This window comes from Pseudalkalibacillus hwajinpoensis, from assembly GCF_015234585.1.
Lineage (GTDB): Bacteria > Bacillota > Bacilli > Bacillales > Guptibacillaceae > Guptibacillus > Guptibacillus hwajinpoensis_B.
On record NZ_JADFCM010000001.1, the window covers coordinates 443309 to 463488 of the forward strand.

Consider the following 20180-nt stretch of genomic DNA (forward strand, 5'->3'; position numbering starts at 1 on the left):
TTCCTAAAAAAGGATTTAATACCTTGAGACACGAATTATAGAATTATGATTATCAATTTTTTAACCTTTCGTCTTAGTGTGTTCTTTATAAAGAACGCTGGTGTAATTGTCACTAATAGGTGTATTCTCTCATGGATTACTATTTAATTTATTCTTAACAAAAGAAAGGAAGTTAAGTATGGCCAAAAAAGTAGTGTTTTCTAATCAATCAATTATTCAAAGTCGCGAACGAGGTATCGCGAATCGAGCCAAAATCATGCATTTCATTAGCAGAATCGTGAAAGTGAATTTATTGAAAACGTTTTTGATGATGTTCAGGTTTTCCGGAAATCATATTTCATCATTTATTATAGGATGGAACACAATTGTGAGGTTAAAGAAAACCGCTGTAATATCAGTTTGTCCAGAAGGAAGGTTAACGATTGGAATGAATGAGGTTAATGGTAAAAAAACCATCATTTTACTTGATCACTACGCAAATTTCCACATATCAGGAAAAGTATCGGTGTTTAATGGTTGTAAAGTTTCTGTGGGGGAAAATGCTACCTTATCAATAGGAGATAATACATATATTAATGAATCTTCTAGAATCACTGCTGTAGAGAGAATTACCATCGGTGATTCATGCGCTATTTCCTGGGATGTAACGATTATTGATAGTGATATGCACTCTATTATTGAGGACAGTAAACCCAAAATACATACTGCTCCAATATCGATAGGAAATAAGGTTTGGATTGGTGCGAATGTACTGATTTTAAAGGGGGTTACAATTGGAGATAATGTAGTAATAGCAGCTGGAACGCTAGTCAATCGAGATATCCCAGATAATAGTTTAGTAATGGGAAATCCAATGAAAATCGTGAAATCTTCTATTCAATGGGAGCTATAATAGGCTGCGGTGCCTGTCACTCCCCGAATGATGTTACATATGGTCGAATTCAGTTTATATAAAGCAGAATTATAATATTAGTAATCTTTAGAGTCCCTCACAATTGAAGGATTCTTTTTCTAGTATTAATTTTCAAGAGTGAACAGAACAATATAACGGAATAAAGGTATTTATTTCAACCAGCTAGTATCTTGTCCAATCGTATAATTTCGTTACGCATATTATAGAATACACTAATCCAAATCGAAATATGGATGTTTCTATCCTTCTGCCTATTTATCAGATTTAATCCCATTCTTCCATATATTTTTTATTGAAAAAGTGAGAATGAGTATTTAGGATAAGGGACAATCTCTCAGCCTGGAAGGAAGTGTAGACTAACATAGTAAAGGTGGTATAAATGGAAAATCTTTTGCCTTATTCATTTGATCAAGATGGTAATCTTGAATTGAAAATACCAAGTGATATTTTTGATGGAAATAACGGCGGACAACCCCCAGTTGACCCACCGGCTGGTGGCAACACCTTGGATGTGACAGTTGAGGACTATGGTGCGATACCGAATGAAGCTTCAAAAGCTTCACAAAATCGAGCAGCGATTCAACGAGCAATCAATGAAAATAATTATATCGTTTTTCCCGGTAAATATTACATTGATGCTCCTCTACTAACGGGTTCTACTAAATATACCGTAGGACGAGGTATGAATAAGAGTGGTCTAATCGGTGTCGCTGGTATGGACGCTCCTCTTTTCATTTTTGAAAATGGCTTTAATAGCCAGATCAGTGACATGGAATTATCATACGGAGATTGGGCACCTGGTCAAAATCGAAATGCTATTTTATTCAGAGGACAAGTAGCTCACTCTAATTTCAGGAATCTTCGTTTCATTTCTGTCACGCGTGCCTTATTTATTGATCCAACAAGTACGATTGGTGGAAATGTGTTTTCCAATAATTTTGAGAACCTTTATACCTTCTGGTACTCAGCAAATGCCTACCATCTTAAAGCGAGAAGTGGTGCCAATACAGGGAATGTTTTATCAAACCTTTATTGTAACAATGGACAGCCTAGTAATCGCTACCAGGGAACAGTGACACCATTCTATTTTGAAGAACTATCTGAAAGTACAATGATACAATTGAATGCCGAATGGTCAAATATAGATTCGGCCTATCATTTCAAATATTGTAGGAATATAAACCTATTATCCGCTCATATAGAAGGATTGAATATGAAAACTCAAAATAGAGGACTATTTCGAGTGGAGGGCATTTCAGGATCTCCGAATCAAAAAGGATCGCTGCGCATCATTGGAATAGATCTGTATAGTGTAAAATGCGATGTTCCAGGTTACGTTTTTCAACCGATAAACAATGGTATTATCTATGCTCATGATATGAATGAGCAGGTAACTGAGGGGACGCTTAAGTTGGTGCATACGACGGCAGCGGGAGATGATTATCTTTATTTAGAAAACATAAGGTATAGTAAAATAACAGATATAGAGCCTCCTGTTAAGATGAATTCAAATGGAAAGCCTAAATTAATGAAATTCAATGACGACAATCGCTACCTAGTTGTATCAGGAACTGATGGACAGCAGTATCAGATTCAAGTTGAAAATGGTTCTGTGAGAGCAAAAAGAATATAGATGAATTAGAACTTGATCAAAAGATCGACACGGTGTGTAATCGACCTGTCGATTTTTTCTTATTAGATAGGAATAGTAAGAGCGATTCTTTTATAGTAGAAGGGCTGTGGTACATAAAAAATTATATGCAGATAATCACCAATTAAAATTAATTCTTATAGAAGACAGCAGCTTATCCATATGAAGATTGTTGAATAACATAAAAAATCAAATCTTGAAAAAGTGAATTTTATTTAAATAATAACAAGGATTTTTGTTCGTTATATAGAATTTATTAATAGTGTAAAAAGAACAAAAGTGAGTTTGTGGAAGATGAAGCAATAGGACTTTATTTTTATAGTGTTAGCCATTCTATAAAGATCGGTTGCATTTCGCAAATGAATGACTCTTTTTTATTCCAATAATCTGTATGATTTTGAAAGAGGTGCTGTTAACAGTGGCTTAAAGGAGAGAAATGACGTGAAAAACAGATCCATTGATTCTTATATCGTTAGTAAGGGGCGAAATAATAATCTAGATATTTTTCGTTTTACCCTGGCAACCCTCGTAGTCTATTCTCATTCTTACTGGATAACTGGTACAGAAGACGGAACTGAATCACTTAGGGTAATGATGTTTTTTATTATAAGTGGATTCTTTATATCAGCTAGCTACAATCGCTTAAATAATTTGAAATCTTATTTCAAAGCAAGAGCTTTACGTATTTTCCCGGCGCTTATCTTAGTCGTTCTTCTTACAGTTTTTTTATTAGGCCCTCTTGTTACAACGTTGCAGACAGGGGACTACTTAACTAACTATCAAACCTATCACTATTTAAAGACACTTCTTCTATTTGATATTCAATATGATCTACCGGGTCTTTTTGAAAACAACCCTGAGACATTAGTTGTAAATGGCTCTATATGGACGATTTATCCAGAAGCTCTGTACTATATTGTAGTTGGAATTCTTGGTTTTACAAAAATATTAAATAAACAAATCGTGTTATTTCTTTTTATTCTCACTCACATTTTGTATTTCATTCAATTTCCTATTGGGCATTTGTATATTGGATTTTTTAGGTACTTTCTAGCAGGTATGTTATTTTACCAGTTTAAAAATAAGATTCCGCTTCACTATTCGCTATTTCTTTTATCTGGTATTGGCATGTATATAGGCTATTTAACAGAACATTTCGCGGACTATTTCGTGTTTTTTGGAACATACATGGTATTTTATTTTATCTATGTTCCAAAAATTGAACTTTCTTTTAGCCGACAGCTTGGAAATTATTCATATGGTGTGTTTCTGTTTGGGTACCCGATTCAACAAACTATTGCCCTTTTATACGGAGAGGGAATGACACCTCTTCTGAATTTTGTTATAGCCATGCCTATAGCAATTTTATGTGCTATTGTTTCTTGGAATCTAGTTGAAAAGAGAGCGTTAGCTATGAAAGATAAACCAATTAAAAGCATTGTTCCTACCTTTTCTTTCCGCAAACAATGGAAAAAAGTTAGTTAATGAAGAATTTAATCTTTTAGGGGATCAGGTATTTTATACAATATAGAAATAATGAAGAAAAATTTAGAATACAGTCTTGTGTTCTTTATAATGAACAGTATAATGGTTTATATAGAACTTATTTACTGATCCTATTTTAGAAAAAGTGAGAATTACTTTGTGACGGAACAACAGTAAATGAAAATGATTGGGTACTCGATCTGGTTTGAAATAATACGTGCGTGGGAGGAGAAATTAAATGGAAGTCATTGCATCAACTCTTAATGGTGTGAAATTGTTACAACCAAAGGTTTTTGGTGATCAGAGAGGATTCTTTCTAGAGAGCTTCAATGAAAAGATGTTTAACCAAAATGGATTGCCGGTTGGATATCTTCAGGATAACCACTCCTTGTCAGAAGAGGCAGGTATTTTAAGAGGTCTTCATTATCAATTGGAGCCACGATCACAGCTTAAAGTTGTTAGGGTCATTACCGGTGTTATTTATGATGTTGTTGTAGATTTACGAAAAGGATCGCCAACTTATAAAGAGTGGAAAGGTTTTATTTTAAGTGAGTTCAATCATAGAATGCTTGTTGTTCCAAAAGGATTTGCACATGGTTTTTGTACACTTACGACGCATACAAATGTTTGCTACAAAGTCGATGAATATTATTCTCCAGAACATGATCGGGGGATCATGTGGAATGATCCAGAATTGAATATAGATTGGCCTGTTAGTGATCCAATTCTATCTGCAAAAGATCAGCAGCATCCTCTTCTTAAAGATGCAGAAATTAATTTCACTATGGAAAGCGTTCAAGTGTAATGGAAAAGTCTTATGATTACCTCATCGCAGGTGGTGGGATTATAGGCTTAACGATTGCAAGAGAGTTAAAGCTTCGGTATCCACATTTGCAGATTGGCATCCTTGAGAAGGAATCAGGTATAGCCTATCACTCTAGCGGACGTAATAGTGGCGTTCTCCACGCTGGCTTTTATTATACAGAGGACAGCTTGAAGGCTCGCTTCACTCGTGAAGGTAATCAAAAAATGACAGCATACTGCCTACATAAAGGATTAAAGATAAACCAATGTGGGAAGCTTGTCGTGGCAACAAATGAAGAAGAAGTAAGAGGACTTGAAGAGCTTAAACGAAGGGGCGATCGAAACGGAGTTGAACTTCAATGGATGACGGAAGAGCAGACTTCACGTATTGACCCCTCGGTTAAGACTTACAAGAAAGCACTTTACTCTCCTTCGACATCTACTGTAGATCCTTTGGAAGTTTGCAATGCCATTTATCAGGAGATTGTCAGTCTAGGAGTTGAAGTACTCTTTGAGACAGCTTATAAAGGTAAACAAGACGCCACTATTTTAACCAATAATGGTGAATTACGTTGCCACTACTTTATTAATGCTGCGGGATTATACGCTGATCGTATTGCAAAAGATTTTAATTATGGTGATGACTATACGATCATTCCATTTAAAGGCATTTATCTAAAATATGCAAAGAATAAAGAGGATGTTGAAACCAATATATATCCTGTTCCTAATCTAGCAAATCCATTTCTCGGTGTTCATTTTACTAAAACAGTTGATGGAACGATCAAGATTGGACCGACTGCTATCCCAGCTTTATGGAGAGAGAATTATAGAGGATTGGAGAACTTTAAACTCAAAGAGTTTTTCTCCATTCTTTATTATGAAGCAAAACTATTTATAACGAATTCTTTTAACTTTCGTAGACTAGCATTTGAAGAAATAAAGAAGTATTACAGACCAGGATTCATTAATTTGTCGTTAAACATGGTGAAAAATATTGATCGACGAGGTTTTGGACAATTTGCGAGACCTGGGATTAGAGCTCAATTACTGAACAAAAAAACGCTAGAGTTAGTCTCTGATTTTGTTCTTGAAGGTGACGAGCAATCCATGCACGTCCTAAATGCTGTTTCACCTGGATTCACCTGTTCTTTTCCTTTTGCTTCATATGTAGTAGATGAGATTGAAAAAAAGAAGCAGATACCAGAATTGAATCACCAATTAAAAATGAAAGTATAGGAGTGGGTTAACTATGAAAGAAATTCTTGTAACAGGGGCAGGCGGCTATGTAGGTAGTGTTTTAGTACCTAAGTTACTTGATAAAGGATATCATGTGAAAGCTATTGATCGTTTTTTCTTCGGGAGAGACAAACTTCCTACCCATGCCAATTTGACTGTTGTACAAGAGGACACTAGAAGACTGCAAGCTAGCCACTTCAATGGTATCGATGCAGTTATCGATTTAGTCGCGATTTCCAATGATCCAAGCGGTGAACTGTTCCAGGATGTTACTTATGAAATTAATCATCGTTCACGACTGAATTCTGCTGTCCTTGCAAAGGAAAACGGTGTAAAGCGTTATATCCTTCCATCTTCTTGTAGTATATATGGATTCCAAGATAAAGATGTGGTTGTTAATGAAGAAACAGTCACTAATCCATTAACAACATATGCAAAGGCAAATGAGAAGGCAGAGCAGGATGTGCTCCCTCTTGCGGATGATGAATTTACAGTCGTGGTAATGAGACAAGCAACTCTTTATGGCTATTCGAAACGTATGCGTTTCGATTTGGCTATCAATGGAATGGTATATGGAGCTTGGAAGAATGGATCGATTCCTTTAATGAGAGACGGTTCACAATGGAGACCGATGCTTCATGTTGAAGATACAACAGATGTAATGTGCCTATTACTTGAAGCAGAATCAGAAAAAATAAACGGCCAAATTTTCAATACGGGCTCTGAGGAAGGGAATTACCAGCTTGGTAATCTTGCAGAAATCATCGCTTCTACTATTCCAAATGAAGTGAAGATTGAATGGTATGGTGATCCGGATCATCGTTCTTACCGAGTGAATTTTCAGAAGGTCGAAAAAGTACTTAATTGGAAGGCAAAGTGGAACGCAGAACTTGCAGCACTACAGATTTTTGAAGCGCTTGAAAGTGGAAAGCTATCAAAAACAGAGGACACGATTACGCTTGATTGGTATAAGAAATTAATTGAGCTACATCAATTCGCACAGTCTGTGGAAATGCATGGTGGTATTCTGAAACTAAACTCTCCTGTTTTTGAAAAAGAGAAGGTTCCGGTAATTGGTAAGTAAAACAAGGCATTTATCATATTGAAAGCGGGGGGAAAGTATGGAGCACGCTAGAGTAGGTGTGATTGGTACGGGTTTAATAGGAACAGGCTTGATTAGACTACTAAGTAGACAAAAAGATGTTAGTGTCTCTAATATCTTAACAAGAAGAAACACAGCAGAAATGGTAGGATACCCTTTACATGATCGGCTAACGAACTCAGTTGACGAGCTGATTCAGACTTCAGATCTGATCGTTGAATGTAGCGGCGATGTTATCTATGGTAGTGAAATAATCGAGAAAGCTATGGAAGCGGGCCTGCCTATCGTTACGATGAATGCTGAGTTACATGTTACAACAGGGTCATATTTTGCTCGAAAAGGTTTCATTACTGAAGCTGAAGGTGATCAGCCTGGTTGCCTTGCAGCCCTTAATGAGAACATAAGACAAATGGGATTTAAGCCAGTAGTTTATGGAAATATTAAAGGCTTCTTGAATACGAATCCGTCAAAGGAAGACATGGAGTTTTGGTCTAAGCGAAATGGCACAACTCTAGGAATGACAACCTCCTTTACAGATGGAACGAAGGTACAAATTGAACAGGCTCTTGTTGCAAATGGACTAGGGGGCACGATAGCTAGGAATGGTTTGCTAGGGTTTGCTTCGGATGATGCGAATGATGGAGGCGAGCAATTAGCGAGAGTGGCTGAAAGTACCAACATGCCAATTAGTGATTATATTCTTTCATCCAAACTTCCTCCAGGAGTGTTCATTACTGCAACCCATGACGAAGGTCAGCAGGATACATTGCGTTATTACAAAATGGGTATGGGACCTTACTATACTCTTATGACAAATTATCATTTATGTCATTTGGAAATACTTAAAACGATTAGACGGGTATTAGATGGTAAAGGGGTATTACTCAATAATAGTGAGCATCCTAAAGTAAGTGTTGCAGCAATCGCAAAAAAGAAGCTAGATGCGAATCAGTTTATCGAACAAGGCATTGGAAGTTTTGATGTTAGGGGAGAGGCGGTCTTAATTGAAGGGAATGAGAATCATATTCCAATTGGTGTCCTCCGTAACGCAAGGCTTAAGAGACCAATTGAAGAAGGAGAGATGATTCAATTCTCTGATGTGGAAATCCCTGAAAGCATTGCCTTAAAAGCATGGAATAGTATATTGAAGAAGCAAATCACGCTTAAATAGTTTAAGCATGAGAAGGGATGATAAGCTGGAAGGTGAAGATGTTGAATGATAGGAAAAAATATCAAAAAGTACCGTCTTGCAAAAGGGATCTCTCTAACGGAATTAGCTGAGAGGTCAGGTGTTTCCAAATCATATCTAAACAGCCTTGAGCGCAACATTAAGAACAATCCCTCTATCAATGTCATCAACCGACTTGCGGACGTATTAGAAACAGATTTGAATGATATACTTGGAGCTGAAGCAACCGGGGATGTTCATCCAAACGATTTGGAAGGCTGGCAAAGATTCATTGAAGAAGCTAAGAAGGCAGGAATTGAACAGGCTCACTTAAGTGAGTACAAAGAAGTTATTGCTTATATTAAATGGAAAAATAGACAGGATAAATCATAAAACAAGGTTATTAACTGAAAGATGTCTTTTCTTTTATATATGAGAGAAGACGTCTTTTTGTTATGCAATATTTAATGAAATGAATCTGTTTAAATAAACGTTTGTTTAACCTTCTATAGCTATATTAGAAACATGATTCGTCTTTCGGTTGCTATTTCAGTGAGTTAAGAGCCCTATTTTTCTAATAAGAGCCTGATATGTTTAAATAGCCCTTACTAATTCTCGTTTTCTAAATAAGATATATTATAAGAAAGGAGACAAGTTGTGAATTTGTTACCAGATTTTTCAAGCTATCAGTGGATCAAACATAGTCCAAATCGAATAAATGTAACTGGAATGAATGAAGTAGTCATTAATGCTAATGCCCAGTGGCACGTGGTTGATATAATAATATCTGTTCAAGCAAATACTAATTATCATTTCAAAGTAGATAACCCCAATAATGGTAGTGTTTTTATTTTTGAAAGAAACAATGGCAAAGAGACTTATTTAGCTGGTTCTTCTGATTTAGAATTTACTACAAAGAATAATACAGATAGTCTGCGGATTGGTGTATCTAACGGAGTTATTTCTACCGGTTCCTATTTATTTAGAAATTCTTTATTAGAAATAGTGAATACAAATAATGAACTTTTACCAGAGCTTTCTAATAGTCAGTGGGTCAATAATAGTCCGTCACAAATATCAATCACTGCTCAGAATGAAATTACAATTCAACCGAAAGCACAATGGCATGTTTATGAGATCATTTTGGCAGTTCAGCCTTCTAGAACTTACTCATTAAGTGTAGAGAATTTGAATAATGGAACAGTCTTCATTTTTGAGCGAGACCAATTTAATAAAGAACAATTTCTAGCAATTTCATCAACGATTGAATTTGAAACGAAAAGTACTACAAAAAGTCTACGTATAGGACTGTCAAACGGTACAACTTCTTCGGGTAAATTTCTTTTTCGAAATGCAAGTCTTGTAGATAAAGTTGGCGATTCCACTCCACCACCCCCGCCTCCACCACCTCCGAATAATGAGCTGTTTAGTCATGGTGATTTAAAAGTAAGTAGTAATGGGCATTATCTCGTTCACCAAGATGAAACACCATTTTTCTTTATGGCTGACACATCATGGGAGTTATTTGCAAGAGCGACTAGAGAGCAAGTAGAAACTTATCTGCTCAATCGAAAGCAAAAAGGATTTAACGTTATTCAGGCGGTTGTTGTGTCACAGTTTGAAAGGTTTAATGTCGCTCCAAATATTTATGGAGAAAAACCAATATTGAACAATAACTTCTATCAACCGAATGAAGCTTACTATCAAAACGTAGATTGGATTGTAAATAAGGCAGAGGAAATCGGACTCTACATTGCTATGCTTCCTATTTGGGGAAGTGCTGAATTAGAAGGACCAGCAAGGGGATTTCCAAATCCGATGTTAAATCCAGGAACAAACAATCAGGGGTTGCAAGAAGCGGAAAACAAAGCGTACTTCCACGGGAACTTGCTAGGAAATAGATATAAGAATAAACCAAACATCATTTGGATGCTTGGAGGAGATACCGATCCAGTTAAACCAGGAGAATATGATTATATCTCCATTTATAGAGCGATGGCGAATGGCATTGTTGATGCAGATGGAGGACGCTTATTAAGAACGTATCACTCTGCAGGAAGTCCAACATCTAGATTCCTTCAAACAACGACTTTAGCAAATGGTGAAAAAATGATTGATTTTAATACGATTCAAACGACCTCTGTTTTTGATTTTCCAAATTATGTTCCAGTCTATAATGATTGGAAATTAACACCGCCTACTCCTACCTTGAATGCAGAGAACAGATATGAAGATTCTCCTAATAATTATACAGCAGGTAATCCACGCCTAACTGATTTTGATGTTAGGCAAGCACAATATTGGGCGTTATTCTCTGGTGCTTTTGGCATCACTTATGGTCATAATGATATCTGGCAAATGTACGTGAGCGGACTTTACCCATCATGGACTGGGGCAAATACAAATTGGTACGATGAGCTAGATAGCCCAGGAGCTTTTCATATGTCATATCTCAAAAAATTAATGATAAGCCGTCCGATTTTAAGTAGAATTCCAGATCAAACAATTATTGCATCAAGTCAGCCATCTACTGCTGGAGCATATATTGTAGCGACAAGATCTTCAGATGGAAGTTATGCATTCGTTTATTCCCCTTACGGCGGTACTGTATCAATCAATATGAATAAAATCAGTGGTGGCACTGTAAAAGCGCAGTGGTATAATCCGCGAAATGGTTCGGTAACTTTAATCGGGACATATACTAACACCGGAACACGAAATTTTACTGCTCCAAGCTCTGGAAGAGGAAACGACTGGATTCTAATACTTGATGATAATTCCAAGAACTTCCCAACACCGTAGAAATTAGTGATTTATTCGTAGTAGAGAAGCAATAGATGTAAACAATAAAAGAAAAAAGGCTAAAAATACTTTTATGTAGTTCAATTTATTTGGAGAAATATAGTGATTGATTTGTGATAAGAATTGTTAGAGACAATGAGATTTTCTTCAGAAAAACGCGAAGAAATTTCAAAAAACCAGGAGGCCATCTTATGTATGGTTCACCTGGTTTTTGTGTTTTGTGTAATCAAGAGAGTTTATTGAACAAATAGTATTATATTATGACTTCCTACTTCGCATACGTCTCCTTAATAACCGGTACAGACAACGCCCCAACCACAAGTAACACACCTGAAAGCAAGATCATAAACGGCATAGAAGAGCCGATCAATGGAAATAAAACAAAGCTTAAGCATGATGCAATAATTTGCGGCAAACAAATACTACCGTTAAACAGCCCAAGATATGTACCCATATTCTTCCCTTTCAGCGCGTTCGTTAAGATCGTGAATGGGAAGGTCATCATCGCGGCCCAAGCGATTCCGATTAACGTAAAGGAAATAATGAGTGCCCACTGATTGTGCACGAAGAAGACAGATCCAAATCCGATCCCACCTAGCAATAAGCTCATGGAGTAATAGAATTTGCGTGAGTTGTTTGGAATTCTGGATAACGCGAGAGACCAGAGTACGGCGCCAATCGACTGAACGGCTGTTAAAATCCCAAACCAGTTCCCGGCATCTTGATAAGCTGCGCTAGAAGGGTCGCTCGTATTCCAAACGTTTAACGCAATGGCACCGGTGCCATACGTCCACAAGTATTGAAAACCCATCCAGCAGAATAATTGAACGAGTGTAACGGTCCAAAATACTTTTGGAGCGCTTCCAAGTAATTTGAAAATGTTTACCTTTTCTTTCGTTGATTCTTTCGAAATGCCGTGATAAATAGCAAACTCATCTGGTGTATACTCTTTTACTTTCCATACCGTTATCAGACTACAGAAGATAAGAACTCCTGCACCAACATAAAATGAAAGGACGACAGATTGTGGCACGACGCCTTTGGGTGCACTGTTTGAAACGCCGATAATCGTTAATAGAAACGGGAAAATACTAGCTAACACAGCACCACTATTTGATAAAAAGCTTTGGATCGAATACGCAAATCCTTTTTGTTCTTTGTTCACCATGTCTCCAACCATCATTTTAAATGGCTGCATCGCCATGTTTGATGAAACATCCATAAATAGAATGGCGATGGCTCCAAACGTCATCGCTGTGACTGCAGTAAATCCGAAACTACCCGAATTGGGCAAGAGACACATGACAATGACAGCAACTACAGCTCCAACGAGTAGATAAGGAATTCGTCGGCCAAGCCCTGGAATCCAGGTCCTATCGGAAAAATATCCAACTAAAGGTTGTACAACTAATCCAGCGAGTGGCGGTAGGATAAAGAATAAACCGAGATTATGAGGATCTGCTCCTAAGGTTTGGAAAATGCGCCCCATATTCGCGCTTTGTAATGAAAAGGCCATTTGAACGCCTAAAAAACCGAAGCTAATTAACCAGATTGTAGTGAGCGGCAGTGCAGGTAATTCTTTTTGATATCGTTTTTCATTCGTTGTGGCAACTTGTTCTTGTAGCATAATTTCCTCCTGTATATGTATGGCGTATAAATAAGTGAACATAGATAATGCAATCGCTTGCATGAGAATTAAAAAATAAATGCTGTACTCGCGAATGGTTCCGATCAGCCTTCTGTAAAGTGAATTAGTCGTGATAACGCTTTAGTTATAAGCTTTATACCTCACTAGGATCGTGAAGTAGTAAAGGAATGCATCGTTAATATGATAAAGCGTTTTCTTTGAATAGTATATACTAACCTTTAATATTTACGCAACCGCTTGCATTGATGTTATTGTGAAAAATAATGGTTTAATGTTAAAACGATTTCTAAGCTGAACGTAATGAATTTGTAACTTTTACCTATTTTATCCGTATATAAAAGTGTAAATGTACAGGAAAGAAGGTTACGTCTATGAAAAAGGTGCTATTTTTAGGCTTCTTTCTTTTTATCTTACTCATTCCTGTAAATGTATGGGCGGTTGAATTTTCAATTGAAGCGACCGATATCACTGCCCAACTACACGAGGACGGTCGGGTAGATGTAAAAGAAAGTCACACGTATGAATTTGATGGAGATTTTAACGGCATTACAAGGAGACTTATCTCGAAAGAAAAGACGACAATTAAGAACTTCCAAGCTACTGAAAATGGGAAGGAACTTAAGGTAGAGAAAGATGGAGATGTTTATAAAGTATACCGTGGTGGCTCTGATGAAACTGTGACTGTCGACATCACCTATACGATTACTAATGGAGTGGAACGATTCGAAGACGTCGCCCAGTTTTATTATCCTTTTTTTGACGAAAGCAATGAAACGACATACGAAAATATGACGATAACGGTTGTACCTCCCAAACCTGCTGATGTGAAGGCAGCGTACGGATATGATGAAGCTTATGATGCTGTTGAAACGATTGATGAGGGGACAGTCGTTTTCAATCTCGGGGAAGTATCGAGTGAGGAAAACGGCGATATTCGCGTTGCATATGATGCCTCACTTTTTTCAGAAGCAACTTTGACAGCTGAAATGCCAATGCTTGGTGACATTCTTGCTGATCAAGAGAAAACGGACGCGGAAGTAACTGCCGAAAGGGAGGCGAGAGAGCGTTGGGGTGGGGTTGCTCCTGTTATTGTTGGTGGATTGCTTCTAATTGTAATTGTATTGCTCGTTCAAGCAATCAGAAGAAAGAGGTTGACTGGGATTGAGATTGAACGGCAGATTAGCGGAAATGGTCGCTTTCCAGATACAGAAATGAGCTTGCCTGCGATTCTATTGTTTACAGGAGGTAATCTTAAAGCATCAGCGGTTATTGCTTCGTTACTTGAACTTGTTCGAAATGAAAATATCAAAAAGATATCAGATGAAGAGTTTGAACTAGTGAATAGAGATACTGATTTTAAGCATGAAACTAGATTAATCGAATGGCTATTTGATGATATTGCTTCAAGTCATATCTTTCACGTGAAGGATCTGGAAAGCTATGTGGAAGAGAAGAAAAATCATGAGAAATATCAAAGAAGCTTTTCAGGCTGGAAAGAAGCGGTACGGAGAGAGTATAAGCAGTATGATCTGACTGAAAAAGCAGTGAAAACCCGTTGGATTTCAGGATTAGCCGCACTTGGATCCTTCATAAGCATCTTCTTGTTTGCTTATCATGAACTGTTTCTCTGGATGCTTCTGGTTAGTTTGCTTTTCCTTTTCTTTCTTATCTTTCCCATCGCCTACCGACCGTTAAATGAAAAGGGAAGAAGAATTATGGAAACAGTGACGCCGCTAAAGGTCAGCGATCAATGGAAAGAGTGGGATCAGGATGAGCAAGTTCAGGCTCTTCTATACCAAATTGGAGCAGGGAAGCGAAAGATGTCCGCTCAATTTGCTTCTACGTCACAAAATAATGAGTGGATGATTTACCTACTTTTAGCTGAAACGTTTCAGTCAGGCTTTGAGAAAGCAGATCAACATACTGCCGTATCAGCAGCTGGTTCTAGCGGTGGCGGTGGATCAGGCGTAGGAGGTGGGGGAGGAGGTTCAGGGGCGTTTTAGAAAAAGCCCGCTGAAAAAGAAATCGTCTTTAAAATTAACTTACAAGATTATACAGAAAAACCAGGGGCTAATCTGTTAATTGATTAGTTTACCTGGTTTTTTTGTGGATTTTTGAAATTCATTTATTAACTTTCGTTTATCTGCTTTATGTGTTGAAAGACAAAAGAAAGATGGAGATCACTTTTTAGCTACCTGAAACCGTAAAACCGGAACCCTTCCATTAACAATATGATAGCAAATCCTAATGACAACGAAGAAGAACACGGTGATGAAAGCATTGAAATTTGCTTGGTGTTGAAGAAATCACAATCACCGTCAAATGTCCTTTTCTTTTTTATAACGATGTTAAAATCCCCCATGTAAATCGACCTATTTTCTCCATAACCCTTAGTCCAAACGTTTCGTTTTCGCCAGATTTAAAAGGGAAGGAGATGGAAATCGAGAATGACGGAGTGGTAGAGTCTTTAAAAACGGAGGAGGAATGAGATGAATCGAAAGAAAAAGGTAACGTTGTTGTGTAGCACGCTGATATTGACATCAGTATTTGCTAGCCCTACGATGGCAGCGCCGAACGCCAAACCAGTGCAAGCGCAAAGCCAAGAATACTCGATCTCTGGTTTTATTAGTCATGCGGAGCTAAGTAAAAAACTTCAGCAAATTGATAAAAGCAGTCAGGGACAGGTTAATGTGGAGGTTGCAGGTTACTCCAATCAAGGCCGTGAAATTTATAAGGCGACAGTTGGATCGGGTGACAAAGTCATTTTAGTACAAAGCGAAATTCATGGGAATGAAAAAACGGGTACGGCAGCACTATTGAATTTACTGCAGAAGCTTGGCTCGAATTCGCCAGAAGCAAAGAAAATCAGGAATGAAGTGACGATTGTTGCCATGCCGATGGTGAACCCGGATGCGACAGAGTTAAACAGACGGGGAAATGATATGTCCTGGAGTGAAGTTGTGGAAGATTTCCCTCAGCTCGCTAGTGCGTTGCCATCCTGGAATTACTACACGTATACGAACCAATATTGGGATTATGATTCGAATCCGGGATTTGATGTGAACCGAGATTTTAATCCAAATCTTAACTATGTGCCACAACCTGAAGATTTTCCAAATAACTCTTCGAATCCAGGCTGGTACATTACTCCTGAAGCCCAAACGGTTCGTGATGTTTACAAAGGGTTGTTGAGTGAGTATGGAGTAGTCGATGTGTTCGTTGATTTGCATCATCAAGGCGAATATTTTGTTGAAGGCACAGATGATAAAGTGACGCTTTCGATTTCAGGGGATTTTGTTCCTGATCCTGAAAGTGAAGAAGGCTCGAAATACAGTGAGTATGCTGATACATATGATGGTGATTTTTCAAAGCAGTTAAATGTTGCTGCATATAACGCTCTGCAAGAACGAGGGAATTCCCCATTTGATCATATTAGCCTGTATCCACAGAATCTTGATTTACCTGGTACTGCACTTGGTTCCTTTGCACTTAATGGAAGCGGCGCAGTGCTGTTTGAGGTAACTGGTCAAACGCAAAGCTATGGTCAGAAGGAAAAAGGAAGGCTGATTAAGGCCGTTGAAATTGGACTTAATGGCATTATTGACAGCGTAGTGAGCGAAGATGTTTATGAAATTGACCCTGAGGATTATGATAGCATCCCATTAACAGAACGATAGTCCAGTTAGATACAGAGTTTTATAAGCGGAAACACAACCAATCATTGATGATTTAGAGGAGGATATATATGAAAAAACAAATTCTTACATTAACAGTAGCAGGAACGATGCTTGTGTCTGGTTCGTTTTTAACAGGGAATACGGCTTTAGCGGGAGATAACGGACCGAATGGACCGAACTATGGTGGCAATGAAACGATAAAAAATGAACGCCTGCATTCTTATGAAGAAATGGTGAGCTTTTTAGAAAAAGTCGATAAGCGCTCTGAAGCGTTGGAGCTTGAAGTGTACGGTCAGTCGGTTAAAGGGAGAGATCTTTACCTTGCTAAGTTTGGTACCATGAACCCAGATAATCCAACAATTCTATTCTTAACACAGCAGCACGGAAATGAAACGTTAACGACGGAAGGCGCTCTTGAGATGATTAAGTATTTATCTTCGAACGGAAACAATGTGCAGAATATCCTTGATAACGTGAATGTGCTGATTGCACCGCGACTTAATGTTGATGGGGCAGAAGGTGATGTGAATTTTTCATTAGAAGACTATGTTTCTGGTACGCATACACGCTATAATGCCAACGAAGTTGATCTTAACCGTGATCATGTGGATCGCGAGCAGCCTGAAACACAGGCGCTACACGAGAATGTGCTACAAAAATATTCGCCGGATTATATGATTGACCTTCATCATCAGGGGACGCAAACAACGTTAGGCGACACGGGCGAGCTTGTGTCTGGTTCTATTCTTTATCCTACAAACGGAGACGTTGATCCAGAAGTGGTGGAGCAGTCTAAAGAACTCGGATCCGTTGTTTATAACGCGGTGGAAGCAAAAGGATATGGCCTACTGTCGAAGTATCCGGGAGGAAGTGCGCCAACAATTAGTCGAAACGGACTCGCGATGGAATACGGTATTGCAACACTTCTTTTTGAAATGCGTGGTATGGCCGATCATTATCGCGATGATTATGTTCTCGGGCAGAAGAGTAATGGTTATTTAATCCAACAAGCGGTTACGGCAATGAAAGCGAGTCTAAACGCTCTAGCAGATGACTCAATTAATTCAGCCGATACTACATTCTGGGATACTCTTCCCGAAAGTAATTATGATGGGGAGTAAGAAAAAATTACGCTATAAAAAAAAGGCAGTTTAAATGAAAGAGACAAACCTATTAGGGATTTAATAGGTTTGTCTCTTTTTCTTGTTATTAATGTAAAAGGTGATGAAGGGGTAACAAGTATTTATGGTTTTGGAGAAAATTTTCCTTGTTAGTGACTTTTATAAGTATTTATAGAGAAATTTCTCTATATATACTTGATATTGAACTACTGAAGGCTTAAACTAAACGTAGTTAAACAATTCTGAAAGGTGGCTAGATGGAGTATGAACCCCGATTTAAATCAAATTACTGATTTTACGATGGAATTTTTTAATCTTAAAGGAAAAGTTGCAATTATCACTGGAGGCAATTCAGGTATAGGGCAGGGGTTTGCACTTGCATTAGCTAAAGCTGGTGCCGACATCTTTGCGGTTAGTATGGCAGAAGATGATGACCAGACGAAGAAACTGATTGAAGCAGAAGGTGTTCGTTATCATTTAATGCTTGGAAATCTGACAGAAGACGGTTTTTGTAAAGCGATTGTTGATGAATGTTTAGAAGTTTTTGGACAAATCGATATTCTTATTAATAACGCTGGAATTAACATCAATGAGCCTGACGTTACAAAGTTTACGAGATTACATTGGGATAAAATGGTGTCGGTTAACTTGGATGCGCCGTTTGAACTGTCACATGAAGTAGCGAAGCAATTGATTCCACAAAAAAGTGGAAAAATCATTAACACTTGTTCACTGTTTTCGTACCTTGGGGGTCAATGGTCTCCGGCCTATGCTGCTACGAAACATGGTTTAGCAGGTTTTACAAAAGCGTATTGCGATGAACTCGCTCAATACAATATTCAAGTAAACGGCATTGCGCCGGGTTATTTTGCAACAGACGTAACGAAGGCGACAAGAGAGAATGTAGAAAGCAACCAGCGTATACTCGATCACATTCCAGCGAATCGCTGGGGAAACATTCAGGATCTCATGGGAGCAGTTGTTTTCTTGGCATCTGACGCTTCTAACTATGTAAATGGAACGTTACTTAATGTCGATGGTGGTTACCTCGTTCGATAAATCTATTAAAAATGATAACTAAAAAGGAGAATCAATTATGAAAAACCTATTAGAAGAGTTAAAATCTCTACTTTCTGAGGATCAAATCGTAACAAATGAAGAGGCGCTCTACGATGCATCAGCTGATCGCTATAAGAAATACGCAAAAACGAAAAATGTACTCGATGTTCCAGCACCACTGGCGATCGTGTTCCCTCATTCAACGGAAGAAGTTAAAACGCTTCTCATGTTCTGTAATGAAAATAATATTAACGTGATCCCTAGAAGTGGGAAAACAGGCACTGAGGGTGGACTTGAGAACTGGAAAGAAACGACGCTCGTCATCGACGGTTCTAAGATGAATGAAATTATTAAAATGGATACGTACAACATGCAGGCTACGGTTCAGTCTGGGGTGAAGCTTCAAACGCTTGAAGATGAGCTACGTAAATTGGGCTATACGACTGGTCACTCACCACAGTCCAAGCCAGTTGCTCAATATGGTGGCCTTGTTTCCACAAGAAGTATTGGTCAGCTTTCCACTTTGTATGGTGCGATTGAAGATATGGTTGTTGGTCTTGAGTGTGTATTCCCAGAAGGACAACTTTCAAAAATTAAAAACGTTCCAAGACGTTCTGGTGGTCCAGATATTCGCCACATCGCGATTGGGAACGAAGGCGCGCTTTGTTATATCACAGAAGTAACAGTGAAAATCTTCAAGCACAATCCAGAGAATAATGCGTTCCACGGCTACTTGATTAAAGATGTTGAAACTGGGATCAAAGTGCTACGTGAAGTCATGGTGAATGGTTACCGTCCATCTGTTGCGCGCGTTTATTCTGAAGAAGATGCAAGACAGCATTTTAAACATTTTTATAATGATAAGTGCGTTTTGATTTTCATGGCGGAAGGTCCAAAAGGAATCGTAGAAGCAACTAACACAGGTATTGAAGAAGCGGTTGAAAAGTTCCAGTCGGGTATTGTTGAAAAAGTAGATTCGTCGCTAATTGAAAACTGGTTCAATAACTTGAACTGGGATGAAAGCCGCATTGAGCGCGAAATCCAAGATATGATTGATCACAATACTCATGATGGGTTTACAACAGAAGTGTCGGCTGACTGGGAAAGTATTCCGAAACTTTATAACAATGTTATCGAACGGATTAAAAATGAGTTTGATCGTGCAGATGAGCTAACGATGCTTGGCGGTCACTCTTCTCATAGCTACTTGAACGGAACAAATATGTATTTTGTTTACAACTACACAATTAATTGTGCACCAGAAGATGAAATGCGCATTTATCACCACCCGATTCACCAAATCATTATTGAAGAAACGTTGAAGCTTGGCGGCTCTATGTGTCACCACCATGGTATTGGGAAGTATCGTTCTGAATGGACAAAAGAAGAGCACGGTTCTGCATACTATATGCTTGAGAAGTTGAAAGAAGCGTTTGATCCAAAAGGCATCATGAATCACGGAACGATTTTCCCTCAACCTAGCGAAGTGAAAAAGTATATTAGAGGCTAGG

At 38.2% G+C, this 20180-nt stretch carries 15 protein-coding genes; 14 read left to right on the plus strand and 1 reads right to left on the minus strand.

What is annotated here, in order from left to right; genetic code table 11:
• Positions 1-178 precede the first annotated feature (178 nt).
• The 9 genes from IQ283_RS02210 to IQ283_RS02250 all read left to right on the plus strand — a co-directional run bounded on the left by IQ283_RS02210 (position 179) and on the right by IQ283_RS02250 (position 11164).
• Positions 179-892: an acyltransferase gene (locus IQ283_RS02210; RefSeq protein ID WP_242057217.1), complete on the plus strand. Its 714-nt coding sequence runs from the start codon at positions 179-181 to the stop codon at positions 890-892.
• A 400-nt stretch (positions 893-1292) separates the two neighbouring features.
• On the plus strand, positions 1293-2546 hold the full coding sequence (locus tag IQ283_RS02215) for a hypothetical protein (protein WP_194218527.1): 1254 nt from the start codon (positions 1293-1295) through the stop codon (positions 2544-2546).
• Between the two features lie 459 nt (positions 2547-3005).
• Positions 3006-4049 (plus strand): acyltransferase family protein, encoded by a 1044-nt coding sequence (locus IQ283_RS02220; protein WP_194218528.1) that lies wholly within the window; start codon positions 3006-3008, stop codon positions 4047-4049.
• 238 nt (positions 4050-4287) lie between these two features.
• On the plus strand, positions 4288-4854 hold the full coding sequence (rfbC, locus tag IQ283_RS02225) for a dTDP-4-dehydrorhamnose 3,5-epimerase (RefSeq protein ID WP_194218529.1): 567 nt from the start codon (positions 4288-4290) through the stop codon (positions 4852-4854).
• Positions 4854-6092, plus strand: a complete 1239-nt coding sequence (gene lhgO / locus IQ283_RS02230) for an L-2-hydroxyglutarate oxidase (protein WP_194218530.1) — start codon at positions 4854-4856, stop codon at positions 6090-6092. Before rfbC ends, lhgO begins: the two co-directional genes overlap by 1 nt.
• Positions 6093-6105: 13 nt before the next feature.
• Positions 6106-7176, plus strand: a complete 1071-nt coding sequence (locus tag IQ283_RS02235; protein WP_194218531.1) for an NAD-dependent epimerase/dehydratase family protein — start codon at positions 6106-6108, stop codon at positions 7174-7176.
• Between the two features lie 37 nt (positions 7177-7213).
• On the plus strand, positions 7214-8365 hold the full coding sequence (locus IQ283_RS02240; protein ID WP_194218532.1) for an NAD(P)-dependent oxidoreductase: 1152 nt from the start codon (positions 7214-7216) through the stop codon (positions 8363-8365).
• 45 nt (positions 8366-8410) lie between these two features.
• Complete coding sequence (locus IQ283_RS02245) at positions 8411-8755, plus strand: helix-turn-helix domain-containing protein (protein ID WP_194218533.1); 345 nt, start codon at positions 8411-8413, stop codon at positions 8753-8755.
• 264 nt (positions 8756-9019) lie between these two features.
• Complete coding sequence (locus IQ283_RS02250; protein WP_194218534.1) at positions 9020-11164, plus strand: glycoside hydrolase family 140 protein; 2145 nt, start codon at positions 9020-9022, stop codon at positions 11162-11164.
• A gap of 268 nt (positions 11165-11432) precedes the next feature.
• Here the strand turns inward: IQ283_RS02250 and IQ283_RS02255 are convergent, their stop codons facing one another.
• Positions 11433-12791: an SLC45 family MFS transporter gene (locus IQ283_RS02255; RefSeq protein WP_194218535.1), complete on the minus strand. Its 1359-nt coding sequence runs from the start codon at positions 12789-12791 to the stop codon at positions 11433-11435.
• 392 nt (positions 12792-13183) lie between these two features.
• On the opposite strand from IQ283_RS02255, the gene IQ283_RS02260 reads away from it, so the two are divergent.
• The 5 genes from IQ283_RS02260 (at position 13184) to IQ283_RS02280 (ending at position 20179) form a co-directional block, all read left to right on the plus strand.
• Positions 13184-14815: a DUF2207 domain-containing protein gene (locus tag IQ283_RS02260; RefSeq protein ID WP_194218536.1), complete on the plus strand. Its 1632-nt coding sequence runs from the start codon at positions 13184-13186 to the stop codon at positions 14813-14815.
• A gap of 486 nt (positions 14816-15301) precedes the next feature.
• A complete protein-coding gene (locus IQ283_RS02265; protein ID WP_194218537.1) occupies positions 15302-16489 on the plus strand; it encodes a M14 family zinc carboxypeptidase in 1188 nt (395 codons plus the stop codon).
• A 68-nt stretch (positions 16490-16557) separates the two neighbouring features.
• Positions 16558-17610 (plus strand): M14 family metallopeptidase, encoded by a 1053-nt coding sequence (locus IQ283_RS02270; protein ID WP_194218538.1) that lies wholly within the window; start codon positions 16558-16560, stop codon positions 17608-17610.
• Positions 17611-17874: 264 nt separating this feature from the next.
• Positions 17875-18669 (plus strand): SDR family oxidoreductase, encoded by a 795-nt coding sequence (locus IQ283_RS02275; RefSeq protein ID WP_198427138.1) that lies wholly within the window; start codon positions 17875-17877, stop codon positions 18667-18669.
• 37 nt (positions 18670-18706) lie between these two features.
• Positions 18707-20179 (plus strand): FAD-binding oxidoreductase, encoded by a 1473-nt coding sequence (locus IQ283_RS02280; RefSeq protein ID WP_194218539.1) that lies wholly within the window; start codon positions 18707-18709, stop codon positions 20177-20179.
• The last annotated feature ends 1 nt before the right edge of the window (position 20180 follow it).

Excerpts from the sequence above, each read along its gene's own strand:
- IQ283_RS02210 (WP_242057217.1), top strand. The coding sequence starts at position 179 with ATGGCCAAAAAAGTAGTGTTTTCTAATCAATCAATTATTCAAAGTCGC.
- IQ283_RS02215 (WP_194218527.1), top strand. The coding sequence starts at position 1,293 with ATGGAAAATCTTTTGCCTTATTCATTTGATCAAGATGGTAATCTTGAA.
- rfbC (WP_194218529.1), top strand. The coding sequence starts at position 4,288 with ATGGAAGTCATTGCATCAACTCTTAATGGTGTGAAATTGTTACAACCA.
- lhgO (WP_194218530.1), top strand. The coding sequence starts at position 4,854 with ATGGAAAAGTCTTATGATTACCTCATCGCAGGTGGTGGGATTATAGGC.
- IQ283_RS02235 (WP_194218531.1), top strand. The coding sequence starts at position 6,106 with ATGAAAGAAATTCTTGTAACAGGGGCAGGCGGCTATGTAGGTAGTGTT.
- IQ283_RS02240 (WP_194218532.1), top strand. The coding sequence starts at position 7,214 with ATGGAGCACGCTAGAGTAGGTGTGATTGGTACGGGTTTAATAGGAACA.
- IQ283_RS02245 (WP_194218533.1), top strand. The coding sequence starts at position 8,411 with ATGATAGGAAAAAATATCAAAAAGTACCGTCTTGCAAAAGGGATCTCT.
- IQ283_RS02255 (WP_194218535.1), bottom strand. The coding sequence starts at position 12,791 with ATGCTACAAGAACAAGTTGCCACAACGAATGAAAAACGATATCAAAAA.
- IQ283_RS02260 (WP_194218536.1), top strand. The coding sequence starts at position 13,184 with ATGAAAAAGGTGCTATTTTTAGGCTTCTTTCTTTTTATCTTACTCATT.
- IQ283_RS02265 (WP_194218537.1), top strand. The coding sequence starts at position 15,302 with ATGAATCGAAAGAAAAAGGTAACGTTGTTGTGTAGCACGCTGATATTG.
- IQ283_RS02270 (WP_194218538.1), top strand. The coding sequence starts at position 16,558 with ATGAAAAAACAAATTCTTACATTAACAGTAGCAGGAACGATGCTTGTG.
- IQ283_RS02275 (WP_198427138.1), top strand. The coding sequence starts at position 17,875 with ATGAACCCCGATTTAAATCAAATTACTGATTTTACGATGGAATTTTTT.
- IQ283_RS02280 (WP_194218539.1), top strand. The coding sequence starts at position 18,707 with ATGAAAAACCTATTAGAAGAGTTAAAATCTCTACTTTCTGAGGATCAA.